Here is a 22,384-nt window from a genome sequence, read left to right as displayed (position 1 = left end):
GCGACTTTTTCCCACCTACGACAAGCGGTAGCTGACGCGCGTTCCGAGCTACTAGGAATCGATAATTTGCGAAATACCTAAGATGCCGCTTTGCTGGCGGCATGCGCGCTCCTCGGCACACGAAATGGTCTGGACACTATCCGCCCTGCAGCCCTGCGGAATGGCTGGCTGACGGCCATGTGACCTGCAACATCCAATGCCTGAACGGCTGTTGCGATCGCAGGGCGGACGTGCGGCTCGACATACTCCCGCAAGATCAGCCTTGGTCGCGCGTCGGCCTTGCGCCTGGTCTGCTCAGCGTGCGGCGCCGCAGGATCTGTGCATATCGTCCCGAACTGGCATGACAGTCGCGGGCAAGTCAGGCCAAGCATGGGCGCCTGAGGTTTTGATTCCAGCGATGAAGCACGTCACCGAACGCCCTTTTGCCGATCCGGAAGTCGCCGCGCGTCAGCTCGTTCAGCTGGCTTCGGGCATCGAGCCGGTCCAGGACGGCAGAATCCATATCGAGAAGATCAACTACCCCTTCCTCTACACGCTCAACGCAAGCGGGGCAGAGTTCGGCGCCGGCATCAGGTGCGCAGTCGAGAAGGGCTGGCTAGAGCTGCACGAGAGCGGTACCTACGTGCGGCTGCCAGGATCTGCTGGCGCTCCGGTAGGAACCTAGCATCACTGCCCGGCTTGCTGTCTCGCTAGCTCTCTTCTTCGAGCTGGCGGAGCGGCCCCGGCCTTGACCCCCCAGGCAATCCAGCCGGGGCCGTCTCTAAGCCGCGCGGCCTTGCCGTACTCCGCGGGCTTGCTTGGGAACATAAAGCTGCGTCCAGAGTCTGCCCACGTAGTGGCGAGACGTGCCTATGACATCAAGACAAGATTCCGTCCGATGTCCCAAGTGCGACCGACCGACACGGGTTATGGAGCGCATTTGGAACCCAAAGCCACCCGGCTTCCTCCGGATCTTCGAATGCGAATGCGGCGACTTAGTCTGGGAAGAACAGCTCCATGAGGGCGTGGAGGCGGGGCCTGAACAAACGCGCCCGCTCCTACACACGCCGACGGCCGGCAGATGAAGATTACCTTTGGCGACATGCGCGAGATGAGCCTGCGTGGCGTCCTGGTCTACTGCCATTGCGGTCACAAAGTTGCACTACGCGCCGATCGCCGGCCAGACGATGTTCGCTTGTCTGATATTGAACCACGGTTCGTTTGCGAAGGGTGCGGATCTCGCGGTGCCGACGTTCGGCCGGACTTCGACTGGAAGGCCAAAGCGCCTTTCGGTGGCTTGAGCTATCGATAGCCACTTAAAGACGGCCCCGGCCGTGGGGGCTTTTGAGGTGTGGGAGGCCGGGGCCGCTGGAGGTGCTGGACTGCGTCGGTCCAGCGACCCGAGCCTAGGAAAGTTCGGCGTTTCGCTCTGTTCGCTTTCACACCTTGGCAGTACAGTTCCCCTCGGGGAACGGAGTAGCTGCAATGAAAGACATGCAGGTTCAGTTGGAAAAGCTCCGCACAGATGCCGCCGAGTGCGCTCTCATCGGTGATTTGGCGACCGACCCGAAGAAACGAGAGCTGTTTCCGAGGCTGGCTGATCACCTGACGGTTCTCGCCTCAGAAGTTGAACGCGCAATCGCGGACAGCGTGAAGCACAATTGATGGCGATAGGCGGCGGCGGCCTTTCGAGGATCTGGTGAGAATTGGCGATTCCGGGTCTCTAAGGCTGTAGGGGTGGTTTTTGATTCGTATTTCCCTGCCACGGCTTCGAGTGCTCATGCTCAGCAATCCACTTGACCGCGTCGCCTTCCGAAATAAAGCCCTTGATTACTTCCGTTTCGCCATCGGGCCACAGAATATCCACCCCCCAGCCAAGTCCGGGATTTTTCCGAGCCATGAAAATTGGTCGCTGCTCGAACATCCGCCGAATATGCGCCTATGGTGCCCCGGTTCAAGCCAGCTATCCTGCCGCAATCAAACTATCGCACACTGTCCCCGCATCCGCCCGCCAAGCCGGGCCGGTTCGCTTCATGTGCTGGTGTGGACGGCCTCTCATCCCCACGGTTTGATGGCGCTCTCGGCGTCACAGAAAAGATGAGAGGAAAGTCTAATGAATATTCCCGTTCGTATCGGCATGGATACCTCGAAGTCGGTGTTCCAGCTTCACGGTGTTGATGAAAATGAGGTAGTGGTTGTCCGGCGCCAATTTCGGCGAGCCGAGATGATCCGCTACTTCGAGCGGCTTCCGCCGGTTCTCGTCGCCATAGAGTCTTGCGGCAGCTCGCACCATTGGGGGCGCCTGCTCCAATCTTTCGGGCACGAGGTAAAGCTGATCCCTCCTCAATACGTGAAGGCTTACGTGAAGCGCGGCAAGAACGACGCGGCCGACGCCGAGGCACTGTGCGAGGCGGTTACCCGGCCCAGCATGCGGTTCGTACCGGTGAAGTCGAAGGAACGGCAAGCGGCTTGCATGTTGATGACTGTGCGGGAACGCCTGGTCAGCGTGAAGTCGCAGCTCTCCAATGCTTTCAGGAGCTATGCCGCTGAGTTTGGTATCGTCGGGCCCGCCGGCCAGCAGAACGTCGCGGCACTCATCAAACGTGTGCTCGAAGACGAAAGCCTGCCGGAAATGGCGCGGGATCTCTTCCGCCTTCAGGCTGACGAGTATGCCGCGGTCCAAGCTCGCCTGGCGAAGATCGAGGCCAAGCTGATGAAGTGGCATCGCGAGGATGACATCAGCAGGCGTATTGCGACAATTCCAGGCGTCGGTCCGATTGGGTCGTCGATGCTCAGCATGAAAGCGCCGCCGCCCGAGACGTTCAGATCGGGTCGCGACTTTGCGGCGTGGCTCGGGCTGACACCCAAGGATCATTCAACTGGCGGCCGGCAAAGGCTCGGCGGCATTACAAAGGCCGGAGATTCTATACTGCGATCGACGTTGATCGTCGGTGCAACCGCACTGCTGAGGCATATCCGAAAGGGCCGTCATAAGCCGACACAATGGCTCGCTTCGCTGCTGGGGCGAAAGCCGCCAAAGTTGGTCGCGGTGGCCTTGGCAAACAAGTTTGCCCGCATCGCTTGGCGCCTGATGATATCGGGTGGCGTGTACAAGCAGCCGGTAGCCGCCATGCCGACTTGATCTGAAATCGGCCCGCGAGCGAGGTTGCTCGGCGGATTGCCCACGAACTTGCAGGACGCAGTAGATGGAAGGACCGATCGGTCGATACGCGCGAGCTTCCGAAGATTACACTGGCACTAAGAATGTCGCCCATGTGCTTGGAGCGTGCGTAGCGAACACCATCTCGGCCAGCGGGCTTTGTCCGCGCAAACAGGCCGGACATCTGATAGCAAGCGATCTGGCCAAAAGTCTGCTACAATCCTGACAAGTGGGGGGCCGTCCACATCTGCAATGTCTAACCCCCGACGCGCAGTAGCTCGCGCGCGTTCCGGGGCGCTCATTGAGAGCGTGAGGCTGCTTGGTCATCCAAGGTTCAGGGAGGAACGTCTAAGCTTGGTTCGCGGGGATAGTCTCCGCTGGAGTAGCATGGATGAAATTCAAACTTACTCTTGCCGCCCTGTCCGTTCTCGGTGGGACCGCATTCACAATTGCAACGGCATCGGCAATGCCAGTTGCTCCGCTGGGACAATCCAACAACGTCGCGAACGTTGAGACAGTAGCAATGGTGTGCGGCCGGCACGGATGTGTCCGAACTCGCCCGGTCTATCGTCCCGCCTATCGCCGCGGCGTAGTCGTCGTCCGTCGGCCTTATGCCCATCGATACTATCGGCGCTACTGATTCAGAACTTTCGTTCACGCGAAAAGCCCTGCCGGCGTAAACCGGCACACAGGAAAGAGGCCGCCAACTGAGGCGGCCTTACTTCTAGGTGTTCCGCTTATAAATACACGCGCAGGGAACAAACGAAGATTTATTATTATCGCGATCTGTTCTCGCCGGGAGAACAACGGGCCCGCCAGCGTGAACCAGGGCCGGTGCGTTGCTGGCCCGCCCAATTGCTTCACTCTCATCCACGCGGCCAATGGTGGCCGATTGGAGAGCAATCATGAAGTGCCCGAATTGTATCGACGGCTTCGTTCTGGTGATGCGTCCGCTCAGATGGGGCGCCCTATACCGCCACAACCTGTCTGCTCGGCGTGCCACGGCACAGGGCAGATGCGGGAGGACGATCAGACGAAGCCTCAGAAGGCCTAGAGAAGCACTAGCCCGCCCGTGTGAACCGGCGGGCCACTTACGCCGGCATTTTAGCTAGCGAGAAGCTTTCACACGCGCAGCATCTAGATCCGCCTTTATCTGCGGCATTGTCGCACCGGCGGGTTCTCTACTTGGGGGCGGCTCGTTGAGGTCTCGCGCCCATGGTGCCCCAGAGCGAATAGCTGACGGCGAGTTGGAATCAGTTGAATGCGCGCAAGCTGAGACGATGAGACCGCCGAGGGTCAGCGAACCTGCCCACATAAAGACCTGGATGCGCATGCCCATCCAACCGATTGCCCGAAGAATCGATCCTCAAATTATAGCACCAGTTCGCCCTGGGAGAGAGGCCCGCCAGCGTGAACCGGCGGGCCTTTGATGAGATTCAGCGGCGCCGACGTTCAAGACGCCATTTGGCGAACCTTGTGTCCGCGTCGGGACCGGCGAGGACAATGACAAGCAGGCTAGTGAGGTTCCGTGCCTCCCTGAGAAGATCTAGGGGCGGCTGGGTCATGCCATCGCTCCTTGCTGCCAGTCCTGCCTTCCGATCTGTTCGAGCAGGCCATCGAGGTCGCCAATGCCGCTCTCCGAGTGGTCTAACTCGTAGTCGCTGACTGACGCCACATGCCAAGCCTGTTGATCAGTATGGCCTTCCAGCGCGCCTAGTGAAGGTTCGTCATCCTCTGTCCGGGGAAATCCCGGTCGTCATTCAGCCGAGACCCCTCGACGCCAATCGAGTGGACATGTTGACCAAGCATGATGCGGCTATAGCACTGGTCCGGGTTCTGAGGCCCACGGACATGCTGCTCCTGATTTGCTCAAAAATCCATCCCCTTCCGGGGGGATTGCGCATCGGCGTTCTCCATGACAGGTGCCGCTCACAGCGGCCGAACTTAAGGAGAAGTCATGCACAGGTTCTGGGACACGTTAGCGCGCAACAAAGTTGCTCTGCTTTTGACCGGAATAATCGCCCTTCAGATCCTCACGTGGCGAGCCGTGCTCAAGGTTGAGGAGCACACCGATGACATCCGCTTTTCGGTCACGAGAAAAAGCCCTTGCGGCGAGAAGTATGCTCCCTGTCACGTGGTCGTCGACCCGTAGAGCCGAAATCCCGCGTTCTGGTATTGCTCACCGGGCGCGGTTGAGCTTCACTCGATCGCCATACCGATCGTGCGGAACGTTATTGGCAAAGGCCGCAGGCGCCGCAAGTGGTGACCTGCGGCCTCCACCAAGCTTAAGCAGCCCAGAGGCCGTGGGTCACGTTGTCACCACGTCTGCCGCCGCCGTCGTCAAAAATGGCTTCATCCAAAGCCAGCAGCAGGCTGTTGCCGAACTTCGCATACTTGGTTGGAAACAACTTGTTGTGCGCGGCCACGTAGGATTTCACCCGAGTTCTGACGTCTTCGCGCTTCAAAGCGCCCGTCATCAGGTCCTCAAAAATCGCCGCAACAACATCAATTTTATCGGAAAATTTTCCGGCAACATAGCAATGATCTTGTAGAAATCGTTGTTCTGTTCGCGAACGACATTGTTCCTAATTCGCTGATAGCGCAGCCGCTGACTGCGGCCGGCGGTGATCGATGCCCGGGCGACAACTACGGTGACGAGGTGCTCTATCTCGGGATCCGCGCGCCGGTATGCCTGCAACGATACGTGTCGGAGCAGATAGCCAGGGCTGCCGCTGTCCGTGATGCTGCTGATCGTAGCATTCGGGTCCTGCAGCGCCGTTTTGATCTGCTCTCCCTTTTCGGGGCGAAGAATGCCTCCCTTCGCATCGACTATCTTTCGGCACTCAAGGCAAAACCGGTACGGGTAGCCATCTCACCGGTAGATCCTTGCCCCTTCTAGCGAGTCGCCGCGATTACAATGCATCCTTCCTCGCAGGATGGGTGACTTGAGAGCGTCAGCGGCTTTTGCGTTTAGCTTCGCGAGCCGCATTGCCTCAACAGCCCACTCAGGATCCAACTCACAATGCTTTTTGAAGCGTTGCGGGGTCACCAAAGCGGGACCGCATCGCTTATCGCCCGACGTGATCTTTCGCAGCGTTTCGCCTCTCTCTAGTCGCCGCATGAACTCGTCGGCAAGTCCAGGTGTCATGCCGGGAGGCTCGTTCATCCACTTCCATCTGGCCGCACTACGCTCCTCATGTGATCGATATGCTTGGACACGCGACATGCTCGCCTCCACACAGCGCTTGATTGCGCTGTGGAAGAGCGTGCCTGAGTCGCGGCGGGTCAAAGGATGATTGGTGGCAATCCACCGGTTGCTGGCCTTGCGCTCTCGCTCTGGTTGCTGTTCGGTAAGGCTTTAATGGACCTTTTCAGATGCCTGTCCTGCCAATTCAACAGTTCCAAATAACTGACGAAATCGCTCCGCGCGACGCGGAGGCGCTAACGTCGATCAATGATGAAATTGTGCGGCTTTCGAAGCGGCGCCGACCAACGATTACTGTGGCCGGTCACCTGGCCCGATCGAAAATCGGATGGAAAATTGAGACCTTCGCAGAGGCTGTGCTCTATAGGGTCGTAGCGCTTGCCGAAGGGACGGCACTCTCCTGGAATCATGCGATGCCGCTACCGGCCTTTCTCTGCACACGAGCGCTCGTTGAAACTGTTGCTCTACTTGTCGATTTCGAAGGGCGCGTGTCCAAGCTACTCGACGCCGAGGATCTGGAGGGACTTGACGAACTCGCGATGAACAGGATTTTTTCCAGCCGCGACGAAGAATGGTTGAAGCAGTCTCCCGCGTTCAAAACGGTAAATGCGCTCACCCACGTTGAAAAGCTGGATAAGCTTTTGCCGGGGGCACTAAGCCATTACAATCGCTTGTCGGAGCGGTGCCACCCAAACTCCCTCGGTCATCATCAGATGTTTACGACGACCGACTACGGCAACGGCACCGTGACATATGACGCCGTGAAGGCAATGCGCGACGTTCCTGCGATAATCGCGGGATTGACGCTCTTGGCGGTCGCTGAACATTCGCTTAGAGAGCTGAGCCCCCTCTTCGAGCGAGTGTCAGAGCTACATCACCGGATGAACCCTTCACCCGGTGGATTCACACTCGAAGTGCAACAGTTGAGAGGAGAAGGCCTCTGCCGGGGTTCTGAAGTCAAGGCATTTGCGCGGGGTGTTGTTGTAGGCGGCAATGGACTGACGGAAGCGCCTGGTTGGGAGCTTTTCGAGGTCGGTCTTTCGGGGGATGAAGCGGCGCAAGCGGCCGATGGCGTTCTCGATGCCGCCCTTTTGCCACGGCGCGTGCGGGTCGCAGAAGAAGGTCTTCATCAAGAGGCTCTGCAAGGAAAGGTGGGCGGCGAACTCGGTGCCGTTGTCGAAGGTGACGGTACGGCGCAGTGCCTCCGGTACGGCTTTGAACAGGCGTACGAGATGGCTAGCGATACCGGCGGCGAACTTGCGTTCGATGGGAACGGCGAGCAGCAGGCGCGAGGTTCGCTCGTGGACGGCCAGGATGGCCTGCCGGTATTTGGAGAACATCATCAGATCGGCTTCCCAGTGGCCCGGGACTTTGCGATCGGCGACCTCGGCAGGCCGTTCTGCCAGCGAAACACGGCCTTCGATGAAGCTTGCGGGGCTCCCGCCTCGTTTGCCGCGGTGGCCTCGCTTGCTCTTGCCTCGAGGCAGATAGCGCCGCCAGGTGAAGTCCGTCGTGCGTGTGATCTGGGCGTAGATGAAGCGGTAGATGCTCTCGCAGGAGATCACCCTACGGCCACGTTCCCGGGCCAGCCTGCCTGCGACCTGTTCGGGTGACCAACCGCGGCTCAAGCCTGCCAAGACCTCGCGGCGCAAGCTGGCGTCCCGCTCGAGGCGAGAGCCCTTCCAGCGCCGCGCCCGGGTCTGCTGCTGAGCATAGCTTGGCTTGTAGCCGACTTGCCTGCCACGGTTCCGCCTCAGCTCCCGAGAGATCGTTGATGGCGGCCGATCCAAAGCTGCCGCGATTTGCCCGACCGAGCCGCCATTGGCCGAAAGGCGGGCAATCTCGCATCGATCGTCAAGGGAGAGCTGTTTGTAAGTCCGCCCCATGGCAACACCTCCAGATGGAAGTGTTGCACTTCGTTTGTGAACTCAGGCCCCGAGCCTGACTAAGCCCTGGGATTTGATTCGAATACTCCGCTGAACATCTAAGGAGCCAGAATGTCCGACGTCGATTGGGAAGTCGTTCGCAAATATCGTCTCTCAACCGAGCGGCCGCCCGAATGGCCGGAAGATGTATATGCGATCTCCGTAAAGGGTTCAGCATTGCTTGGAATCCACGAGAGATCCGGCAAACTTTATTGGGACGGAAAAGAGGTCGTTACACGCAACGCCATACGCTTGGGCACGGTTGAAAGATGGATCGCGATCTTCGCTGCGATTGGCACCTTTGGAACATTCTTGGTGAACGCGGGACGCGCTATGGGCAAGTGGTCGTAAAAGCCGCGCCAAACGCTTTCTGTCTAACGAACCTCAGAGCCATCGGGCAGCCCGACCTCAACATGAAAGTTCTCGCCTTCCTCGTCGCGAAGTCGGATTCCATGTAGCGGCGTAACGAACATCTGCTGTTGGGCGGAGTTGCCGAAGAGGCGGAAGTCGTTCCTTTTCAAAAAAGCGAATATCTCGCTGGCCAGGACATATGACTCGTGGCTTCCCATGGCGCCCCAAACAACCACCAGCTTATTTCTCGGCACTGCGTTGAGCAGGCCCGACTTTAAACTGTCGCCCATCACCCGCTGCGACGCGGCATTAACGTGGACATTCTGAGCGGTGATGCCGCCCGACTGGTTATGGGAGGTTACGTAAACGTTCCCCGTCGGCTTTGTTGACTCATTGCCCACAACCGCATCTTCCTTTGGTGGCATGCCTCTAAGCAGCCTTAGCCCAAACAAGCTAAGTACGAAGGCGCCGAGGGAGAATAGAAGGACCGGTATGTAGCCCCACTGTGTGAGATAGGCCAAGCAGCAACCACAACAGCCATCACCGCACCCCCAATGTAAGGCCAAACCTCCTTGAGGAATTCCAGGGACGCCGAAACGGCCTTTGCAACCGAGGTGTAGGTATCGATCCTTGAGGGCATGCCCGAGTGTACACGGGGGCGTCAGACAGAAGCAACATTGCCGCCCTCACCTCCACCGCTTCCGTCTGCCCTAGACCTTATGCCGCGCGATCTCGGCACCGTAGGCGTCAACCACGATCACGACTGTGCCCGCATCACGGTCGCAATCTGGATCGCTGGCGATATCGCGCGCGACACGGGCGCCGTATTGGACCGCCAACTCAGCGGAGCGAAATAGCTCTCCCACATCGTCCGCCTGTGTCTCGCCGTTGTGTAAAATCGGGAAGTAGTAACGTCGCATATCCGCGGCCCTCGTCTTTAAGACGCGATCATGTCCACACGTCGGGACGGCCCGCACCTGTCAAAAGCGACAGGGTCTTGGCAAGCGGATCACCGGGCACCCTCCTCACAGACCCCGCCGCGTGTGTCGTCGCACAAGGTCAGCTAGCGTTACCACGCTGTCTAGCGGGAGGCGTCGAGCGTTGTTGCTGCGGTCAACGCGCGCCAAACCTGGAACTCATCGTTTACGATCTTGACGTACGATGGCGCTCCGCAGCGCCTGTGCTGGCATGAATCGATGTCCAACGATCGACAAGAGATCCGCCCGTGGTCGCCTGAAGAAGAAGCACAACTACTTGCGCTACTCGATGAGGGCATGACTGCAACCGAGCTTGGCGAGCGCTTGGGTCGCAGTCGCCAGGCCGTCTACGGTCGGTTACAACGTTTCCGCAGGCAGCGAGGCCGAGTAAGCCGAACCAGCAGGCGCGCCTTCGCGCAATGGATCGGTTAAGTGCGCTGCTTGCGAACTGCGCATTATGTTGTTAGACCGCGCCCTCAAGATTGAAGGAGCGCCGCTTGCCTAAGAAGAAACAAGTAGTTCGTCGCGAGTGGACCACGTCCGACGTCAAGGAACTCAAGGCGCACTCAAAGGCACGAACGCCTGTCGTGAAAATAGCCAAGATGACCAAGCGAACCGAGGGCTCGCTACGTCAGAAGGCGCTCTACTTGGGAATTGGTCTGGGCCATCAGCGGTGATTGAAAGCTCGCTGGCTCACACAGAACCGACCTGCCGAATTTCGATACTGGTTTGACATCAATCTGACACGCTCGGGTGCAGATTATTCGTCTTGCGATGCGCCGCAGAACCTCGCGGCCTCGTGCTAGAGGTTGAGGGCTCGCTACCGCCAGCCCCGGCGGGCCCTCCCTCAGTCAGCAAGACTGACGTTTAAGTTTTCCATAAGTGTGACATCAACGACATTGCGCCCCCGCACTGTCGCTCTAGGCTTGTGTTGCCGGGGCTGGAATCAATATTTCACGTCTTCATTTTACCCGGCAGGCCGCAGTGGTCCGCCGCTGCGGCCTTTTCCTGTGGCGCCTATCTTCACGGCGCGTTTGGAGGGCCTCACCCCATCCGTAGATTTTCAGCCGAGTCTTTTCCGCGGTTGTTCACGACATCGAAGCTAACCTTGGCTCCCTCTGCCAAGGAGGTGTAACCAGCCTTCTCAACCGCTGAGATATGGACGAAGACGTCCTTGCCGCCGTTGTCAGGTTGAATGAACCCGTAACCCTTCGTCGGGTTGAACCACTTCACCGTCCCCATAGCCACTTAACTTCTCCATTTTTCAAAAACGAAAACTAGTATCCGAATCTCGACAAAAGCAAGGCTCGTGCGGACGCGCTTTCGCGCAATGGGTTGGATAGCCGATGGTCCTCCCCCGTCACAACACCCGCCATCTTCGCGCCCTTGATTGCAGCCGCAGCGCGCGGTGACGCCCTCCTGCCGGGACACAGGTGCTAATACAGGCATCCGGCGTGCGCCTGTACGACTGCCCAACCTGTAAGCGGTGGTTTGGCGGCATGCTAGCTGCCATAATTGTAAGCGCTGTTCAGCGGCCACCTACCCGATGACGGTGTGATCTGCGAGTCTGCGGTTCGGTTTCGACCGTTAGGCTTAGAATGGACACAGTGCATACTGCTATCACGGAGCCGGTGCGGCGGCTCGAGGTCTTCACCGGAGCCGGTCGTCGGCGGAAGTGGAGCGACGAGGACAAGGTGCGGATCGTCGCGGAGATCGTGGCGAGTGGCGACTCGGTGTGTTCCGTGGCTCGACGGCATGGATTGTCGCCGCAGCAGCTGTTTGGCTGGCGACGTCAGTTGCGAGAAGCAGCAGGCGGTCATTCCGAAGCTAACGAAGTACAGTTTGTGCCGGCGGTGGTGGACGCAGTGGTACCGGCGCCAAGTGCTCACCGGGAGCGCAAAACGGTGCGCAAGGCAGATAGCGGGATCATCGAGATTGAAGTCGACGGCATCACGATCCGAGCCGGTCGTGGAGCGGATACGGCGATGATTGCGTCGATTGTCCAGGCGCTGAAGGCGAGCCGGTGATCGGTCCGTCAGCTGCGGTCCGGGTGATGGTGGCGACCAAGCCGGTAGACTTCCGCAAGGGCATGGAGGGTCTTGCGACCCTGGTGCGCGAGAGCATGGGTGCAGATCCATTCTCGGGAGCTGTCTATGTGTTCCGGGCCAAGCGGGCGGACCGGATCAAGCTGGTGTTCTGGGATGGAACGGGCCTGTGCCTGTTCGCCAAGAGGCTTGAGGATGGGACCTTCCGCTGGCCGAAGATCGAGGACGGTGTGATGCGCCTGTCGGCAGCGCAATTGTCGGCGCTGCTGGAAGGACTCGACTGGCGGCTTGTGCACGAGGCACGGGGGACGCCGGCGCCAGCGCAGCCCGGGTAGTTGTTGGCAACGCTGCGGCGAAGTGAATCAGGACCGTCGGATGCGTCGCCAGATGGCGGCGAATATGCTCTGATTTGGCTGTGAGCGACGTCCTGCCTGACGATCCGGAGACGCTGAAAGCGATGCTGCTCGCCGAGCGGTGCGAGAGCGAGCGGCTGCGTCAGATCATCAAGGAATTGCAGCGGCATCGGTTTGGCCGACGGGCAGAGACGCTGCCTGAAGACCAGATGCCGCTGGGCCTGGAAGACGTCGAGCAAGTCGCAGCGTACGGCGAGACGGCACAGGACATCAGTGCACCTGAAGGCCGTGATGCGCGAGCTCGCAAGCGCCGGGGCAACCGTGGCGCCTTGCCGGCGCACCTGCCGCGGATCGAGGTCATCGTCGACATCGAGGACAGGACCTGTCCCTGCTGCCAAGGCGAGTTACATCGGGTCGGCGAGGATAGAAGCGAGCGGCTGGACCTGGTCCCGGCGCAGTTCCGGATCCTCGTGACCCGGCGGCCCAAATACGCCTGCCGGGTTAGCGAGGATGGCGTCATGCAGGCGCCAGCTCCGGCTCGGCTGATCGAGGGCGGACTGCCAACGGAAGCAACCGTCGCACAGGTTCTGGTGTCAAAATATGCCGATCACCTGCCGCTCTATCGGCAAGCGCAAATCTATGCACGCCAGGGCATTGAGCTCGATCGTTCAACGTTGGCGGACTGGGTCGGGCAGGCAGCCTTCCATCTGCGTCCCTTGCATGAGCGCCTCCTAGGCAAGCTTAAGCAACGGCCAAAGCTGTTCGCCGACGAGACGACGATGCCGGTGCTCGATCCCGGCCGTGGGCGCACCAAGACCGGTCAGCTCTGGACCTATGCTGCGGACGACCGGCCGTGGGGCGGCGCAGATCCGCCCGGCGTCGCCTATGTCTATGCCCCCGATCGCAAAGCCGATCGACCGATCGCTCATCTGGCAGGCTTCAAGGGGATTCTGCAGGTCGACGGCTATGCCGGTTATGGCAAGCTCGCCGAGCGTGGCGATGTTCGGCTTGCATTCTGCTGGTCGCACATGCGGCGTAACTTCTACGAGCTTGCCACACCCGGTCCGGCGCCCATTGCGAGCGAGGCGCTCAAGCAAATCGCCGAGCTCTATGCCGTCGAGAAGGACATCCGTGGCCGCAGCGCCGAGGGGCGCCGTCTCGTTCGGCAACAGAAAAGCCGACCGCTGGCGGAAGCGTTCGAACGGTGGCTCCGCGCCAAGCTTGCGCTGATCAGTCAAAAGGGCAAATTGGCAGACGCAATCCGCTATGCGCTCTCACGCTGGGAGGGCCTGACGCGCTTCATCGATGATGGCCGTATCGAGCTCGACAACAACGCCGTCGAGCGCTCGATCCGTCCGATCGCACTCAACCGGAAAAATGCACTGTTCGCTGGCTCCGACGGCGGCGCCGAGCACTGGGCCATCATCGCATCCCTGGTAGAAACTTGTAAGCTGAACGACGTCGATCCCCTTGCCTTCCTGACTGACGCGCTCACCAGGATCGTCAACGGTCACCCAAACAGCGAAATCGATCAGCTGCTTCCCTGGGCCTATCGCGCGCAATCCCTCAAAGCCGTGGCGTGAGAACGACGCTTACCGTTCGGCCGAGCCTCGACCAGTATCGGCGCTCGGGTGCCCACGGCGCGGCGGCGGGCCCGGCGCTTGCGCACGCTGAGGCCTTCCTCTCGATACAGACGGTAGATCCGGTTCCGCCCGGACGGCTCGCCCTGCTGGCGAAGCAGCACGAACAGCCGGCGGTAGGCGAGCAGATGCACCATCCTGCGGAAGAAAGCGCTGGATGCGATAGATGCGCCGTTCAAGGGCGGCGGCGCGCGGCGAAGTATATTGTGCCGACGCCGGCTACCTCAATTTTTCAATCTGCGTCGGCATATCAATCCGCATAAAATCGACCTCGATTTCAAGTGTGCCAAGCCGCTCCGATCGCGCTCTGCAGCCCGCCGTCGTTTGGTAGCGCCTGAAGCGTGGAATTCGTCGGATCAAACCCGGTGTTGTTCGCCGAATACGTCGCCATCGCCTGCACCAGCTGAGAGAGCTGGCTGTCGATCTTGAGACCTCCGGCGGTGATCTCCTGCAATGCACCCGAGCTTCCCGAGAACCAGTTGCCGATCGTTGTGCTCGTGTTAGTGCCCAGGAGATCGATCCTCAGATCGTTGCCGGATTGTTCAAACCAGAGGTTCTGATCGGTGATACCGCTCAGGAAATCGATCTCGTTCTTCGAGCCGGTCGCTGGGGAAAGGTTGATCTGCGCTTGTCCAGCGCTCGTCGTAATCTGGTACACATTGTTCCGCGCTCCGCCATAGATTGTCTCTGCGCCCGCGCCAATCTGGAAGATGTTCAAGCCGTAGTCGTTGCCCATGAGCGTCGCGTTCGCGACACTGCCGGCCCAGATGAACGTTGACGTGGCGTCGGCGATGTTGGAGCTGTTCCAGCTGCTTCCATCGGCGAACAGCAGCTTCTCGATGCCCCAATTGGCAGTCTGCGAATAGAAGTGATCGTCGACCGTAATAGTTGCGCCGGTCGAATTGACCATAACGAGCAGAGCGTTGCTGGAGCGGCTGACGGTGATGTCGTTCGCATTCAGATCAGCGAACTTCAGGGTGTCGATATCCGTGACGGAGCCGGACCGATCAGCGATCTCGTCGTTGCCGTCTCCGGATCTGTAGACGTAGGTATCGGAGCCGTCGTTGCCCTGCAAGTAGTCATTTCCCATACCACCGAAAAGGGTATCAGCCGATGAAGCTCCATTCAGCGAGTCGTTGCCTGACGTTCCACGAAACCAGGCATTCGCGGCAATGGTTGGAAGATCCCAACTGTCACCGTTCGCAAACAGAAGCCTCTCCACGCCATAGTAGGCGCTCTGAGAGTAGTATTGATTGTCGATCTGAATGGTGGCACCGGTCGCCGTGACCGTTGCAAACAGGGTGTTGCCCAAGCGGCTCAGGACGATATCGCTCGCATTCAGGTCGGTGAACTTGATCGTGTCGACGTCGGTCGTCGAGGCCGATTGATCATCGATCTCGTCGTTGCCGTCCCCCGACCTGTAGACGTAGGTATCCGAGCCATCTCGGCCCTGCAGGTAATCGTTTCCGGTGCCGCCGAGTATCGTGTCGTTCGACGACGCCGCGGACATCGAGTCGTTGCCGGCGGTCCCGCGGAACCAGGCATTCGCGGCAATCGTCGGAAGATCCCAACTGTCACCGTTCGCAAACAGAAGCCTCTCCACGCCGTAGTCGGCGCTCTGAGAGTAATATTGATTGTCGATCTGGATGGTGGCACCGGTCGCCGTGACCGTTGCAAACAGGGTGTTGCCCGCGCGGCTCAGGACGATATCGCTCGCATTCAGGTCGGTGAACTTGATCGTGTCGACGTCGGTCGTCGAGGCCGATTGATCATCGATCTCGTCGTTGCCGTCCCCCGACCTGTAGACGTAGGTATCCGAGCCATCTCGGCCCTGCAGGTAATCGTTTCCGGTGCCGCCGAGTATCGTGTCGTTCGACGACGCCGCGGAGATCGAGTCGTTGCCGGCGGCCCCGCGGAACCAGGCATTCGCAGCAATGGTTGGAAGATCCCAACTGTCGCCGTTCGCAAACAGAAGCCTCTCCACACCGTAGTAGGCGCTCTGAGAGTAGTATTGATTGTCGATTTGGATGGTAGCACCGGTCGCCGTGACCGTTGCGAACAGGGCGTTGCCCGAGCGGCTCAGGACGATATCGCTCGCATTCAGGTCGGTGAACTTGATCGTGTCGACGTCGGTCGTCGAGGCCGATTGATCATCGATCTCGTCGTTGCCGTCCCCCGACCTGTAGACGTAGGTATCCGAGCCATCTCGGCCCTGCAGGTAATCGTTTCCGGTGCCGCCGAGTATCGTGTCGTTCGACGACGCCGCGGAGATCGAGTCGTTGCCGGCGGCCCCGCGGAACCAGGCATTCGCGGCAATGGTTGGAAGATCCCAACTGTCGCCGTTCGCAAACAGAAGCCTCTCCACGCCGTAGTAGGCGCTCTGAGAGTAATATTGATTGTCGATCTGGATGGTGGCACCGGTCGCCGTGACCGTTGCAAACAGGGTGTTGCCCGCGCGGCTCAGGACGATATCGCTCGCATTCAGGTCGGTGAACTTGATCGTGTCGACGTCGGTCGTCGAGGCCGATTGATCATCGATCTCGTCGTTGCCGTCCCCCGACCTGTAGACGTAGGTATCCGAGCCATCTCGGCCCTGCAGACGGTCGTTTCCAAGATCGCCGAGGATCGTGTCATTCGACGACAGCCCGGAGAGCGTTTCTCCGTTAACCGTCCCGCGAATCCAAGCATTCTCAGTAATTGCCGCGCGATTCCAGAGGGTGCCGTCGGCGAACTGAATACCCGTTAGGCCCTGGATTTGGCTGCCATCTCCCCAAAACTGATAGTCCACGACAAAGGTGTCATCCGTCGACAACAACTTGAGCGTCATGGCGTCACCATTACGGCTCAATTGAACATCCGACCGATTCAGGTCCTTCAGAACAAGTGTGTCGTCGCGATTATAGCCAGAGCCGGGGTTAGTAAGGGTATCGTGCCCATAGCCGCTTCCGAAAATGATGCGGTCCGAGCCATTGCCCGAAACGCTTATGGTGTCATCGCCAGCACCCGCATCGACCGTAACTCCGGTGGCCGGAAGCCCGAAAGATTCGTTTCCGGAAGTACCACGCAGCCACGCATTGGCAGTAATCGCCGTGCGGTCCCAAATAGTGCCGTCGGCGAATTTGATGCTGCCGAGCCCATAGCTGTTACCATTGAACTGCAAGGGAACGGTGAAGCTGTCTGCAGTTGATGGCACACTTACAATAAGCTGGTTGCCCGATCTCGTGAGCTGGACCTCCGATGGAAGGATGTCCGTGAGATCGAGAACGTCCGCGCGCACGTATCCTGCACCCGGATTGTTGAGCGTGTCATGCCCCGCACCCTTATAAAAGATAATCCGATCGGAACCGTTGCCACTGACGCTGAGAGTATCGTCACCTGCGCCGGTATCGATGGTCGCACCGTCCGCCGGCAATGTGACGGAATCGTTGCCCCCCGTCCCCACCAACTGGGACGCATTGGCGATCTGTGCGCGATCCCACCGCGTCCCATCGGCGAACAGGACTTGCTCAATACCGTTCGTCCCGTTGAACTGGCCCTGAAGCCTCAGCACTTCGGCGGAAGATTTAATCTGGATGAACAAATCATCGCCGCTCTGGCCAAAGCTTACGTCAGAAGCGTTTAGGCCCACGAGCTTCACCACGTCCGCGCCGGAGTCCGCACCGCTCTCCTGGATGACATCGTTGCCTGAGCCTACGTGGTAGATGTAGGTGTCACCACCGTCACCGCCAATAAGCGTGTCTCCGCCAGCTCCGCCGTCCAGCGTATCGGCCGTCGCAAAGCCGTTCAGCGTGTCCGCCGCGCTGGTGCCGCGGATCCATGCTGCAGGGCAATCGCGCTGCGGTCCCATGCGGTACCGTCGGAGAACTGGACCTGCTCGAGGCCCCAATAGTCGCTCGTCGAGGTGAACTGCTCTTGTACGGTGATGACATCTCCGCTTCCCGGAATCGCGATCGAAAGATCTGATCCGAGCCGCGAGAATATGACGTCGCCGGGCTTGAGATCGAGGAGTTTGAGAACGTCAACCTGCGAGGCGGAGTTGTAGCCGTCGTTGATGGTGTCGCTGCCATCACCCAAGGCATAGATAACGGTGTCGCTGCCGGCGCCGCCCTGGATCAAATCGTTTCCGGCCCCCGGCTGGAAGGTGTCGTCCTCCGGTGTCCCCTGGATCGTATAGTTTCCGGCTGCATTGGGCAGCACGGAATGGGCTGCGATCTGCGTCTTGTCCCACGCGGTTCCATCGGCAAACGCGACCTGCTCGACCCCGGTTGGGGCATAGCTGAACTCATTGGCAATCGTCGTGGTGTGACCGTTCGCCTTGTTCTTGACGATGAGGTCGGCGCCGCGCTGAATGAACGTGACGTCGGCGGCGTTGAGGCCGACAAGTTCGAGCCGATCCGTGCCGTCCTCGGCATCTTCGGAGATGGTGACGTTATCGGCACCAGCGCCCACCCGGTAGGTATCGCTGCCGCCGTACCCGGTCAGAGTTTCGGCGCCACTTCCGGCGACAAAAACATCGGCTGTGCCCGAGCCCGCCAAGGCCTGGGTATCGGCACCGCCGATGAGCAGGTGGCCGTCCAACCGACCGAGCAGGTCGGATCGGCTCCAGACCGCACCATTGGCAAAGACGATCTGCTCGAGGCCTGCACCGGCGGACGCCGAGAGCTGATCCTGAAGCACGATGGTGTCGCCGTTCGCAAGCTGCAGCACGATATCGGAATTATCGAGCGAGGACCGGCCGACCTTGATCGTGGCGGGATCGATTCCGCTCCCGAGCACCAAACGATCGGTATCGGCGCTGCCACCACTGTCGACGATGCGGTCGCTGCCATCCCCGAGATTGTAACGGTATTCGTCTGAACCGTTGCCGCCACTGATACGATCAGCACTGGCGCCGCCGATCAGGATATCGGACCCCGCTCCGCCGGCCAGAATGTCCTTGCCCGAGGTCCCCGCAACTGTCTCGATCTGGTCGGTGATGCCGATCACGACCGTCGACGTGACGGACATGCCGTCGTCGTCCACGACCTTGACAGCCAGCGCGTGCTGCGACTGCGTCTCGAAATCGAGGACGGCGCCGTCCTTGACACGGATCTGGTTGCCGACGATCTCGAATAGATCGTCTGCACTCACAATACTGAAGCTGTGCGCGCCGGCGTCACCGGCATCGACCGCCGCCAACGTCGCAACGACCGTTCCGCCCGCAGCGTTCTCCTGTACCGAGCCGCCGGTCACAGCAATCGCGGTGGGCGCCTCGTTACCGAGCCGCCGAAACTCGAAGTTGTCGGCGGTCAGCGCGGCAAGATCGACATTTTGCAAAGTGAGATTGTCGCCATTCCCGAGGGAGATGATGACATCGCCGCCGACCTGCGACGCGACGGCAATGACTGAAGCGAAATCGGCAAGCATGGTGCGGTCGAACCGCACCATATCGTGGTCCGTCCCGCTTCCCGCCGTGAAATCCGTGACCGTGTCCGAACCGTCGCCGACGCCGACCACAAATATGTCGCCGCCCGTGCCACCCGTCAGGACGTCGTTGTCGGCGCCGCCGATCAGAATGTCGCTGTCGAGCCCACCGTTCAGGACGTCGACACCGGTGCCGCCATCGAGCTTGTCCTTGCCCATGCCGCCGGTCAGCGTGTCGTCACCGCTGCCGCCGGAGACGACGTCATCGCCGGAGCGCGCATCGATCACGTCGTTCCCCGCGCCGCCAACGATCAGATTGTTGCCGGCATCGCCGGCGATCTGGTCGGAGAATTCGGTGCCGACGATGTTTTCGATCTGCTCGACCTGCGCCATGTCACGCCAGGTACCGCTTGCGAGATCGCCCTGGTCGGTCGTGCGCACTTCGGCACCGTTGGTGACGAGATCGACCCATACCGCAGACCCGAAGCCGCTGAGGTCCAGCGTATCGGTTCCCACGCCGCCGTTGATGGTGGCGACATCGCCGGGAGCGCTGACGCTCAGCAGGAGGGTGTCGTTGCCGAGGCCGCCATAGAGGAGGTCGTTGCCGCCCTGTCCGTCGATCCGGTCGTCGCCGGCCTCGCCATAAAAGTTCTGGTTGGCGCTCGAGCCGACCAGAACGTCGTTTCCACCGGTGCCCGCGAAGAACGGCGCATTGCTGGTCGCGATCCCGTAAATGGTCGAGCGGCCCCATTGGTCGCCATTGGCGAAACGAATGTATTCGATGCCGGAATCCGGGGTGTCCGTGGCATCGCCGAACTGGCCGACGATCGTGATCGTCTCGTTGGTCGGCAGAATGTGAATCAGGAGATTGTCGCCGGAGCGGGTCAGGTTCACCTCGGAAGCCTGGATATCCTTCAGGACAAGGACGTCGGTGTCGGTCGCGGTGAACGAGCGCCAGGTGTTCTCGTAGATGGTGTCGTTGCCGTCGCCCTTCGAATAGATGAAGGTGTCGTTGCCGCTGACGCTCTGCAGGCCTGAGTAGATGATGTCGTCGCCCTTGCCGGCTTCGATCGTATCGTCCCAGCGGCTGATCCGGGCGTCGATGAGATCCCGTCCGTCCGTACCGCGGAACCAGGCATTCTTCTGGATATCGACCCGATTCCAGACCTCACCGTTCGCAAACTGGATGGTTTCGAGACCCATACCGGGGGCGTCCGGGGTCTCGCCGAACTGTCCCAGGACCGTGATCGTCTCGTTAGTCGAGATGATCTTGATCAGCAGATCGTCGCCAGACCGAGTCAGCTGGACGTCTGGGCTGCTGATATCCGTGAACTTCAGAACGTCGGTCTCGGTCGGACCAAAGGACCGCCAGGTCTGTTCACTGATGGTATCGTTGCCATCTCCCCTCGCGTAGACGAACGTGTCGCTGCCACTCCCGCTTTGATAGCCGGAATAGATGATATCGTCGCCCTTGCCGCCTTGAAACGTTTGACCGAGAAAGTGGCTTGAAAGCGTCTGGGTGCCATCCAGGATATCGCGGCCGTCCGTCCCACGGATCCAGGAGGCCTGCTGAATTTGCGTGCGGCCCCACTGAACGTCCGCAAACCGGATATATTCGAGCCCCGCACCCGGCGCGTTGAGACCGATGAAATGACCCGCGACGGTAATGACCTCGCCCGTCGCCTTGATCTTGATCAGGAGGTCGTCGAGAGATTGCGACAGCTCGACGTCGTATGAATTGATGTCGGTGAGAATTAGGACGTCCGTTTCCGCCGAATTGCCCTCAACGATCAGATCGTTGCCATCACCCTTGGCATAAATGTACGTATCGTTCCCGCTGCCGGCGCCGTTGTTGTTATAGATGATATCGTCGCCCTTGCCGCCGATGACGATGTCATCACCGTCGTTCGCCAGGATATAATCCTTCCCGTCGCCGCCAGAGATAAAGTCGCTGCCGATCCAGCCATCGATATAATCCGATCCGCCGCCGCCGTAGAGAACGTCGTTGCCAAATCCCCCAAGGAGAACGTCGTTGCCGCCGACTGTATCCGACCCAACTTCGTCTCCATAGAGGACGTCATTACCGGCCAGTCCGTTTAGGACGTCAGCACCAAGACCGCCCGCCATGATGTCGATGTTGCCGCTACCGTTGAGCCTGTTATTGCCGCCACCGTGGAACGGATTGGGCTGCAGCGCATCCGGAATCCCCAGCGTTCCGCCCAGTCCGCCATAGCTGGAAGCATTCCAGATATCGTCGATGCCGGGCGACGCGCCGGCGACGATGTTTCCTTCATGGCCGAACTCATCCCAGTACGTCTGCCAAATGATCAACCCCTGCTCGACCATGGTCACGACCACAGGGTCCCAACCGAGATAGTCGCGGCCGGCATTGTAGGTGATCTGCGCCCGGTCGATTGCCGAGCCGTCCTGGAATTTGATCTGGTCGATACCGACCCAGTAGCCGGCATTGCCGTCCAAGAGGCTGGTAACGCCTGAGAAGAATCCATCAACGCGGATGATTTCGCCGGTTGTATTGATCGTGATGAGGAGCGTGCTGTCCTGGTAGGAGTAACTCACCTCACCCGCTGAGACGTCCTGCAGCCACAGCGTATCGATATCCGTATTGCTGGGATTGCCGATCTTCGAAGAAAAATCGTAGATCTCGTCGTTGCCGTCGCCCTTCTTCCAGACGTAGGTGTCGCTCCCGTTCCAGCCCTGCAGGAAGTCGTCACCTTTGCCGCCGTAGATCGTGTCGTTGAGATCTGAGCCGGTGGCGAGCGTGTCCATCCCATCCGTGCCACGAACCCAGGCCTGCTGCATGATCTGCGCACGGTCCCAACTCGTACCATCTGCGAACTTGATGATGTCGATGTTCTTGGACTTGCTGTCGGCGCTGTTGTTCGGGAAGAAATTGTCGAAGTCGATATACTCGCCGGTCGACTTGACCGTCAGCAGAAGGTGACCGCCAACCCGCGACAGTTGGATGTCGCTGGCGTTGAGATCCGTCAGTACAAAGGTATCGCGCTCACTGACCGGGCCGAGCGTGTCGTGAACGATGTCATATCCGTCCCCTTTGCTATAGAGGATCGTATCGCTGCCCCCACTGATCCTAATATAGTCGTCGCCCTTGCCGCCGCGGATGACGTCATGCCCCCCGGAGTCCGAGATGACGTTGTTGTGCCCGTCGCCCCGAAACACGCTGGCGCCTGCCAGCTGCGAGCGGCCCCACTCGGTGCCATCCGCGAAGCGCAGGACGTCGATGCCTTGGCTCGCAAAGAAGCCATCGATAACGATCGTCTTTCCGGTTGCCGTAATCCGCATCAGCAGATCGTCACCGATGCGATCG

At 59.8% G+C, this 22,384-nt stretch carries 17 protein-coding genes and 1 pseudogene; 10 read left to right on the top strand and 8 right to left on the bottom strand.

Translation table 11 applies throughout. The features are described from left to right. The first annotated feature begins 397 nt into the window (after positions 1-397). The 5 genes from IVB07_RS19620 to IVB07_RS19600 all read left to right on the top strand — a co-directional run bounded on the left by IVB07_RS19620 (position 398) and on the right by IVB07_RS19600 (position 5,291). A complete protein-coding gene (locus tag IVB07_RS19620; protein WP_247375900.1) occupies positions 398-664 on the top strand; it encodes a hypothetical protein in 267 nt (88 codons plus the stop codon). A gap of 396 nt (positions 665-1,060) precedes the next feature. Then, on the top strand, positions 1,061-1,291 hold the full coding sequence (locus IVB07_RS19615; protein WP_247375898.1) for a hypothetical protein: 231 nt from the start codon (positions 1,061-1,063) through the stop codon (positions 1,289-1,291). A 173-nt stretch (positions 1,292-1,464) separates the two neighbouring features. Further along, a complete protein-coding gene (locus IVB07_RS19610) occupies positions 1,465-1,644 on the top strand; it encodes a hypothetical protein (RefSeq protein ID WP_247375897.1) in 180 nt (59 codons plus the stop codon). Between the two features lie 448 nt (positions 1,645-2,092). Then, positions 2,093-3,121: an IS110 family transposase gene (locus IVB07_RS19605; RefSeq protein WP_247766646.1), complete on the top strand. Its 1,029-nt coding sequence runs from the start codon at positions 2,093-2,095 to the stop codon at positions 3,119-3,121. 1,975 nt (positions 3,122-5,096) lie between these two features. Next, the gene (locus IVB07_RS19600) at positions 5,097-5,291 is read left to right on the top strand and encodes a hypothetical protein (protein ID WP_247375892.1); all 195 of its coding nucleotides are present in this window, start codon (positions 5,097-5,099) and stop codon (positions 5,289-5,291) included. Between the two features lie 133 nt (positions 5,292-5,424). Here the strand turns inward: IVB07_RS19600 and IVB07_RS19595 are convergent, their stop codons facing one another. Together IVB07_RS19595 and IVB07_RS19590 are read right to left on the bottom strand one after the other, a co-directional pair. Next, complete coding sequence (locus IVB07_RS19595) at positions 5,425-5,616, bottom strand: hypothetical protein (RefSeq protein WP_247375890.1); 192 nt, start codon at positions 5,614-5,616, stop codon at positions 5,425-5,427. A gap of 1,618 nt (positions 5,617-7,234) precedes the next feature. Beyond that, positions 7,235-8,230 (bottom strand): IS30 family transposase, encoded by a 996-nt coding sequence (locus IVB07_RS19590; protein ID WP_247767788.1) that lies wholly within the window; start codon positions 8,228-8,230, stop codon positions 7,235-7,237. Positions 8,231-8,341: 111 nt separating this feature from the next. Here IVB07_RS19590 and IVB07_RS19585 point away from each other — a divergent pair, with 111 nt between their 5' ends. Continuing rightward, a complete protein-coding gene (locus IVB07_RS19585) occupies positions 8,342-8,620 on the top strand; it encodes a hypothetical protein (RefSeq protein WP_247375886.1) in 279 nt (92 codons plus the stop codon). Positions 8,621-8,643: 23 nt separating this feature from the next. Here IVB07_RS19585 and IVB07_RS19580 read toward each other — a convergent pair whose 3' ends face one another. Together IVB07_RS19580 and IVB07_RS19575 are read right to left on the bottom strand one after the other, a co-directional pair. Further along, positions 8,644-9,045: a hypothetical protein gene (locus IVB07_RS19580; RefSeq protein ID WP_247375884.1), complete on the bottom strand. Its 402-nt coding sequence runs from the start codon at positions 9,043-9,045 to the stop codon at positions 8,644-8,646. 285 nt (positions 9,046-9,330) lie between these two features. Beyond that, positions 9,331-9,540: a hypothetical protein gene (locus tag IVB07_RS19575; protein WP_247375882.1), complete on the bottom strand. Its 210-nt coding sequence runs from the start codon at positions 9,538-9,540 to the stop codon at positions 9,331-9,333. A gap of 554 nt (positions 9,541-10,094) precedes the next feature. Here IVB07_RS19575 and IVB07_RS19570 point away from each other — a divergent pair. After that, positions 10,095-10,274 carry a hypothetical protein gene (locus IVB07_RS19570; protein WP_247412147.1) on the top strand — a complete coding sequence of 60 codons (180 nt, stop codon included), beginning with the start codon at positions 10,095-10,097 and terminating at the stop codon, positions 10,272-10,274. Between the two features lie 367 nt (positions 10,275-10,641). Here IVB07_RS19570 and IVB07_RS19565 read toward each other — a convergent pair whose 3' ends face one another. Next, the gene (locus IVB07_RS19565; protein WP_085348421.1) at positions 10,642-10,845 is read right to left on the bottom strand and encodes a cold-shock protein; all 204 of its coding nucleotides are present in this window, start codon (positions 10,843-10,845) and stop codon (positions 10,642-10,644) included. 350 nt (positions 10,846-11,195) lie between these two features. Here IVB07_RS19565 and IVB07_RS19560 point away from each other — a divergent pair, with 350 nt between their 5' ends. The 3 genes from IVB07_RS19560 (at position 11,196) to IVB07_RS19550 (ending at position 13,578) form a co-directional block, all read left to right on the top strand. After that, positions 11,196-11,624 carry a transposase gene (locus IVB07_RS19560; protein ID WP_247767787.1) on the top strand — a complete coding sequence of 143 codons (429 nt, stop codon included), beginning with the start codon at positions 11,196-11,198 and terminating at the stop codon, positions 11,622-11,624. Beyond that, positions 11,621-11,977, top strand: a complete 357-nt coding sequence (gene tnpB / locus IVB07_RS19555; RefSeq protein WP_247767786.1) for an IS66 family insertion sequence element accessory protein TnpB — start codon at positions 11,621-11,623, stop codon at positions 11,975-11,977. Before IVB07_RS19560 ends, tnpB begins: the two co-directional genes overlap by 4 nt. Before the next feature lie 122 nt (positions 11,978-12,099). After that, positions 12,100-13,578, top strand: a complete 1,479-nt coding sequence (locus tag IVB07_RS19550; RefSeq protein ID WP_247767807.1) for an IS66 family transposase — start codon at positions 12,100-12,102, stop codon at positions 13,576-13,578. Positions 13,579-13,598: 20 nt separating this feature from the next. Here the strand turns inward: IVB07_RS19550 and IVB07_RS19545 are convergent. The 3 genes and pseudogenes from IVB07_RS19545 to IVB07_RS19535 form a co-directional block, all read right to left on the bottom strand. Next, positions 13,599-13,754 (bottom strand): annotated as a pseudogene (locus IVB07_RS19545) (IS3 family transposase); the annotation flags it as partial. 158 nt (positions 13,755-13,912) lie between these two features. Beyond that, positions 13,913-17,482: a calcium-binding protein gene (locus IVB07_RS19540; RefSeq protein WP_247767785.1), complete on the bottom strand. Its 3,570-nt coding sequence runs from the start codon at positions 17,480-17,482 to the stop codon at positions 13,913-13,915. Continuing rightward, positions 17,419-22,359, bottom strand: coding sequence for a calcium-binding protein (locus IVB07_RS19535; protein ID WP_247767784.1), 4,941 nt, complete (start codon positions 22,357-22,359; stop codon positions 17,419-17,421). Before IVB07_RS19535 ends, IVB07_RS19540 begins: the two co-directional genes overlap by 64 nt. Between the last annotated feature and the right edge of the window lie 25 nt (positions 22,360-22,384).

This window comes from Bradyrhizobium sp. 172, assembly GCF_023101065.1.
GTDB classification, from domain to species: Bacteria; Pseudomonadota; Alphaproteobacteria; order Rhizobiales; family Xanthobacteraceae; genus Bradyrhizobium; species Bradyrhizobium canariense_D.
Note: the sequence above shows the minus strand (reverse complement) of the source record. Positions and strands in the feature narration are given on the sequence as shown.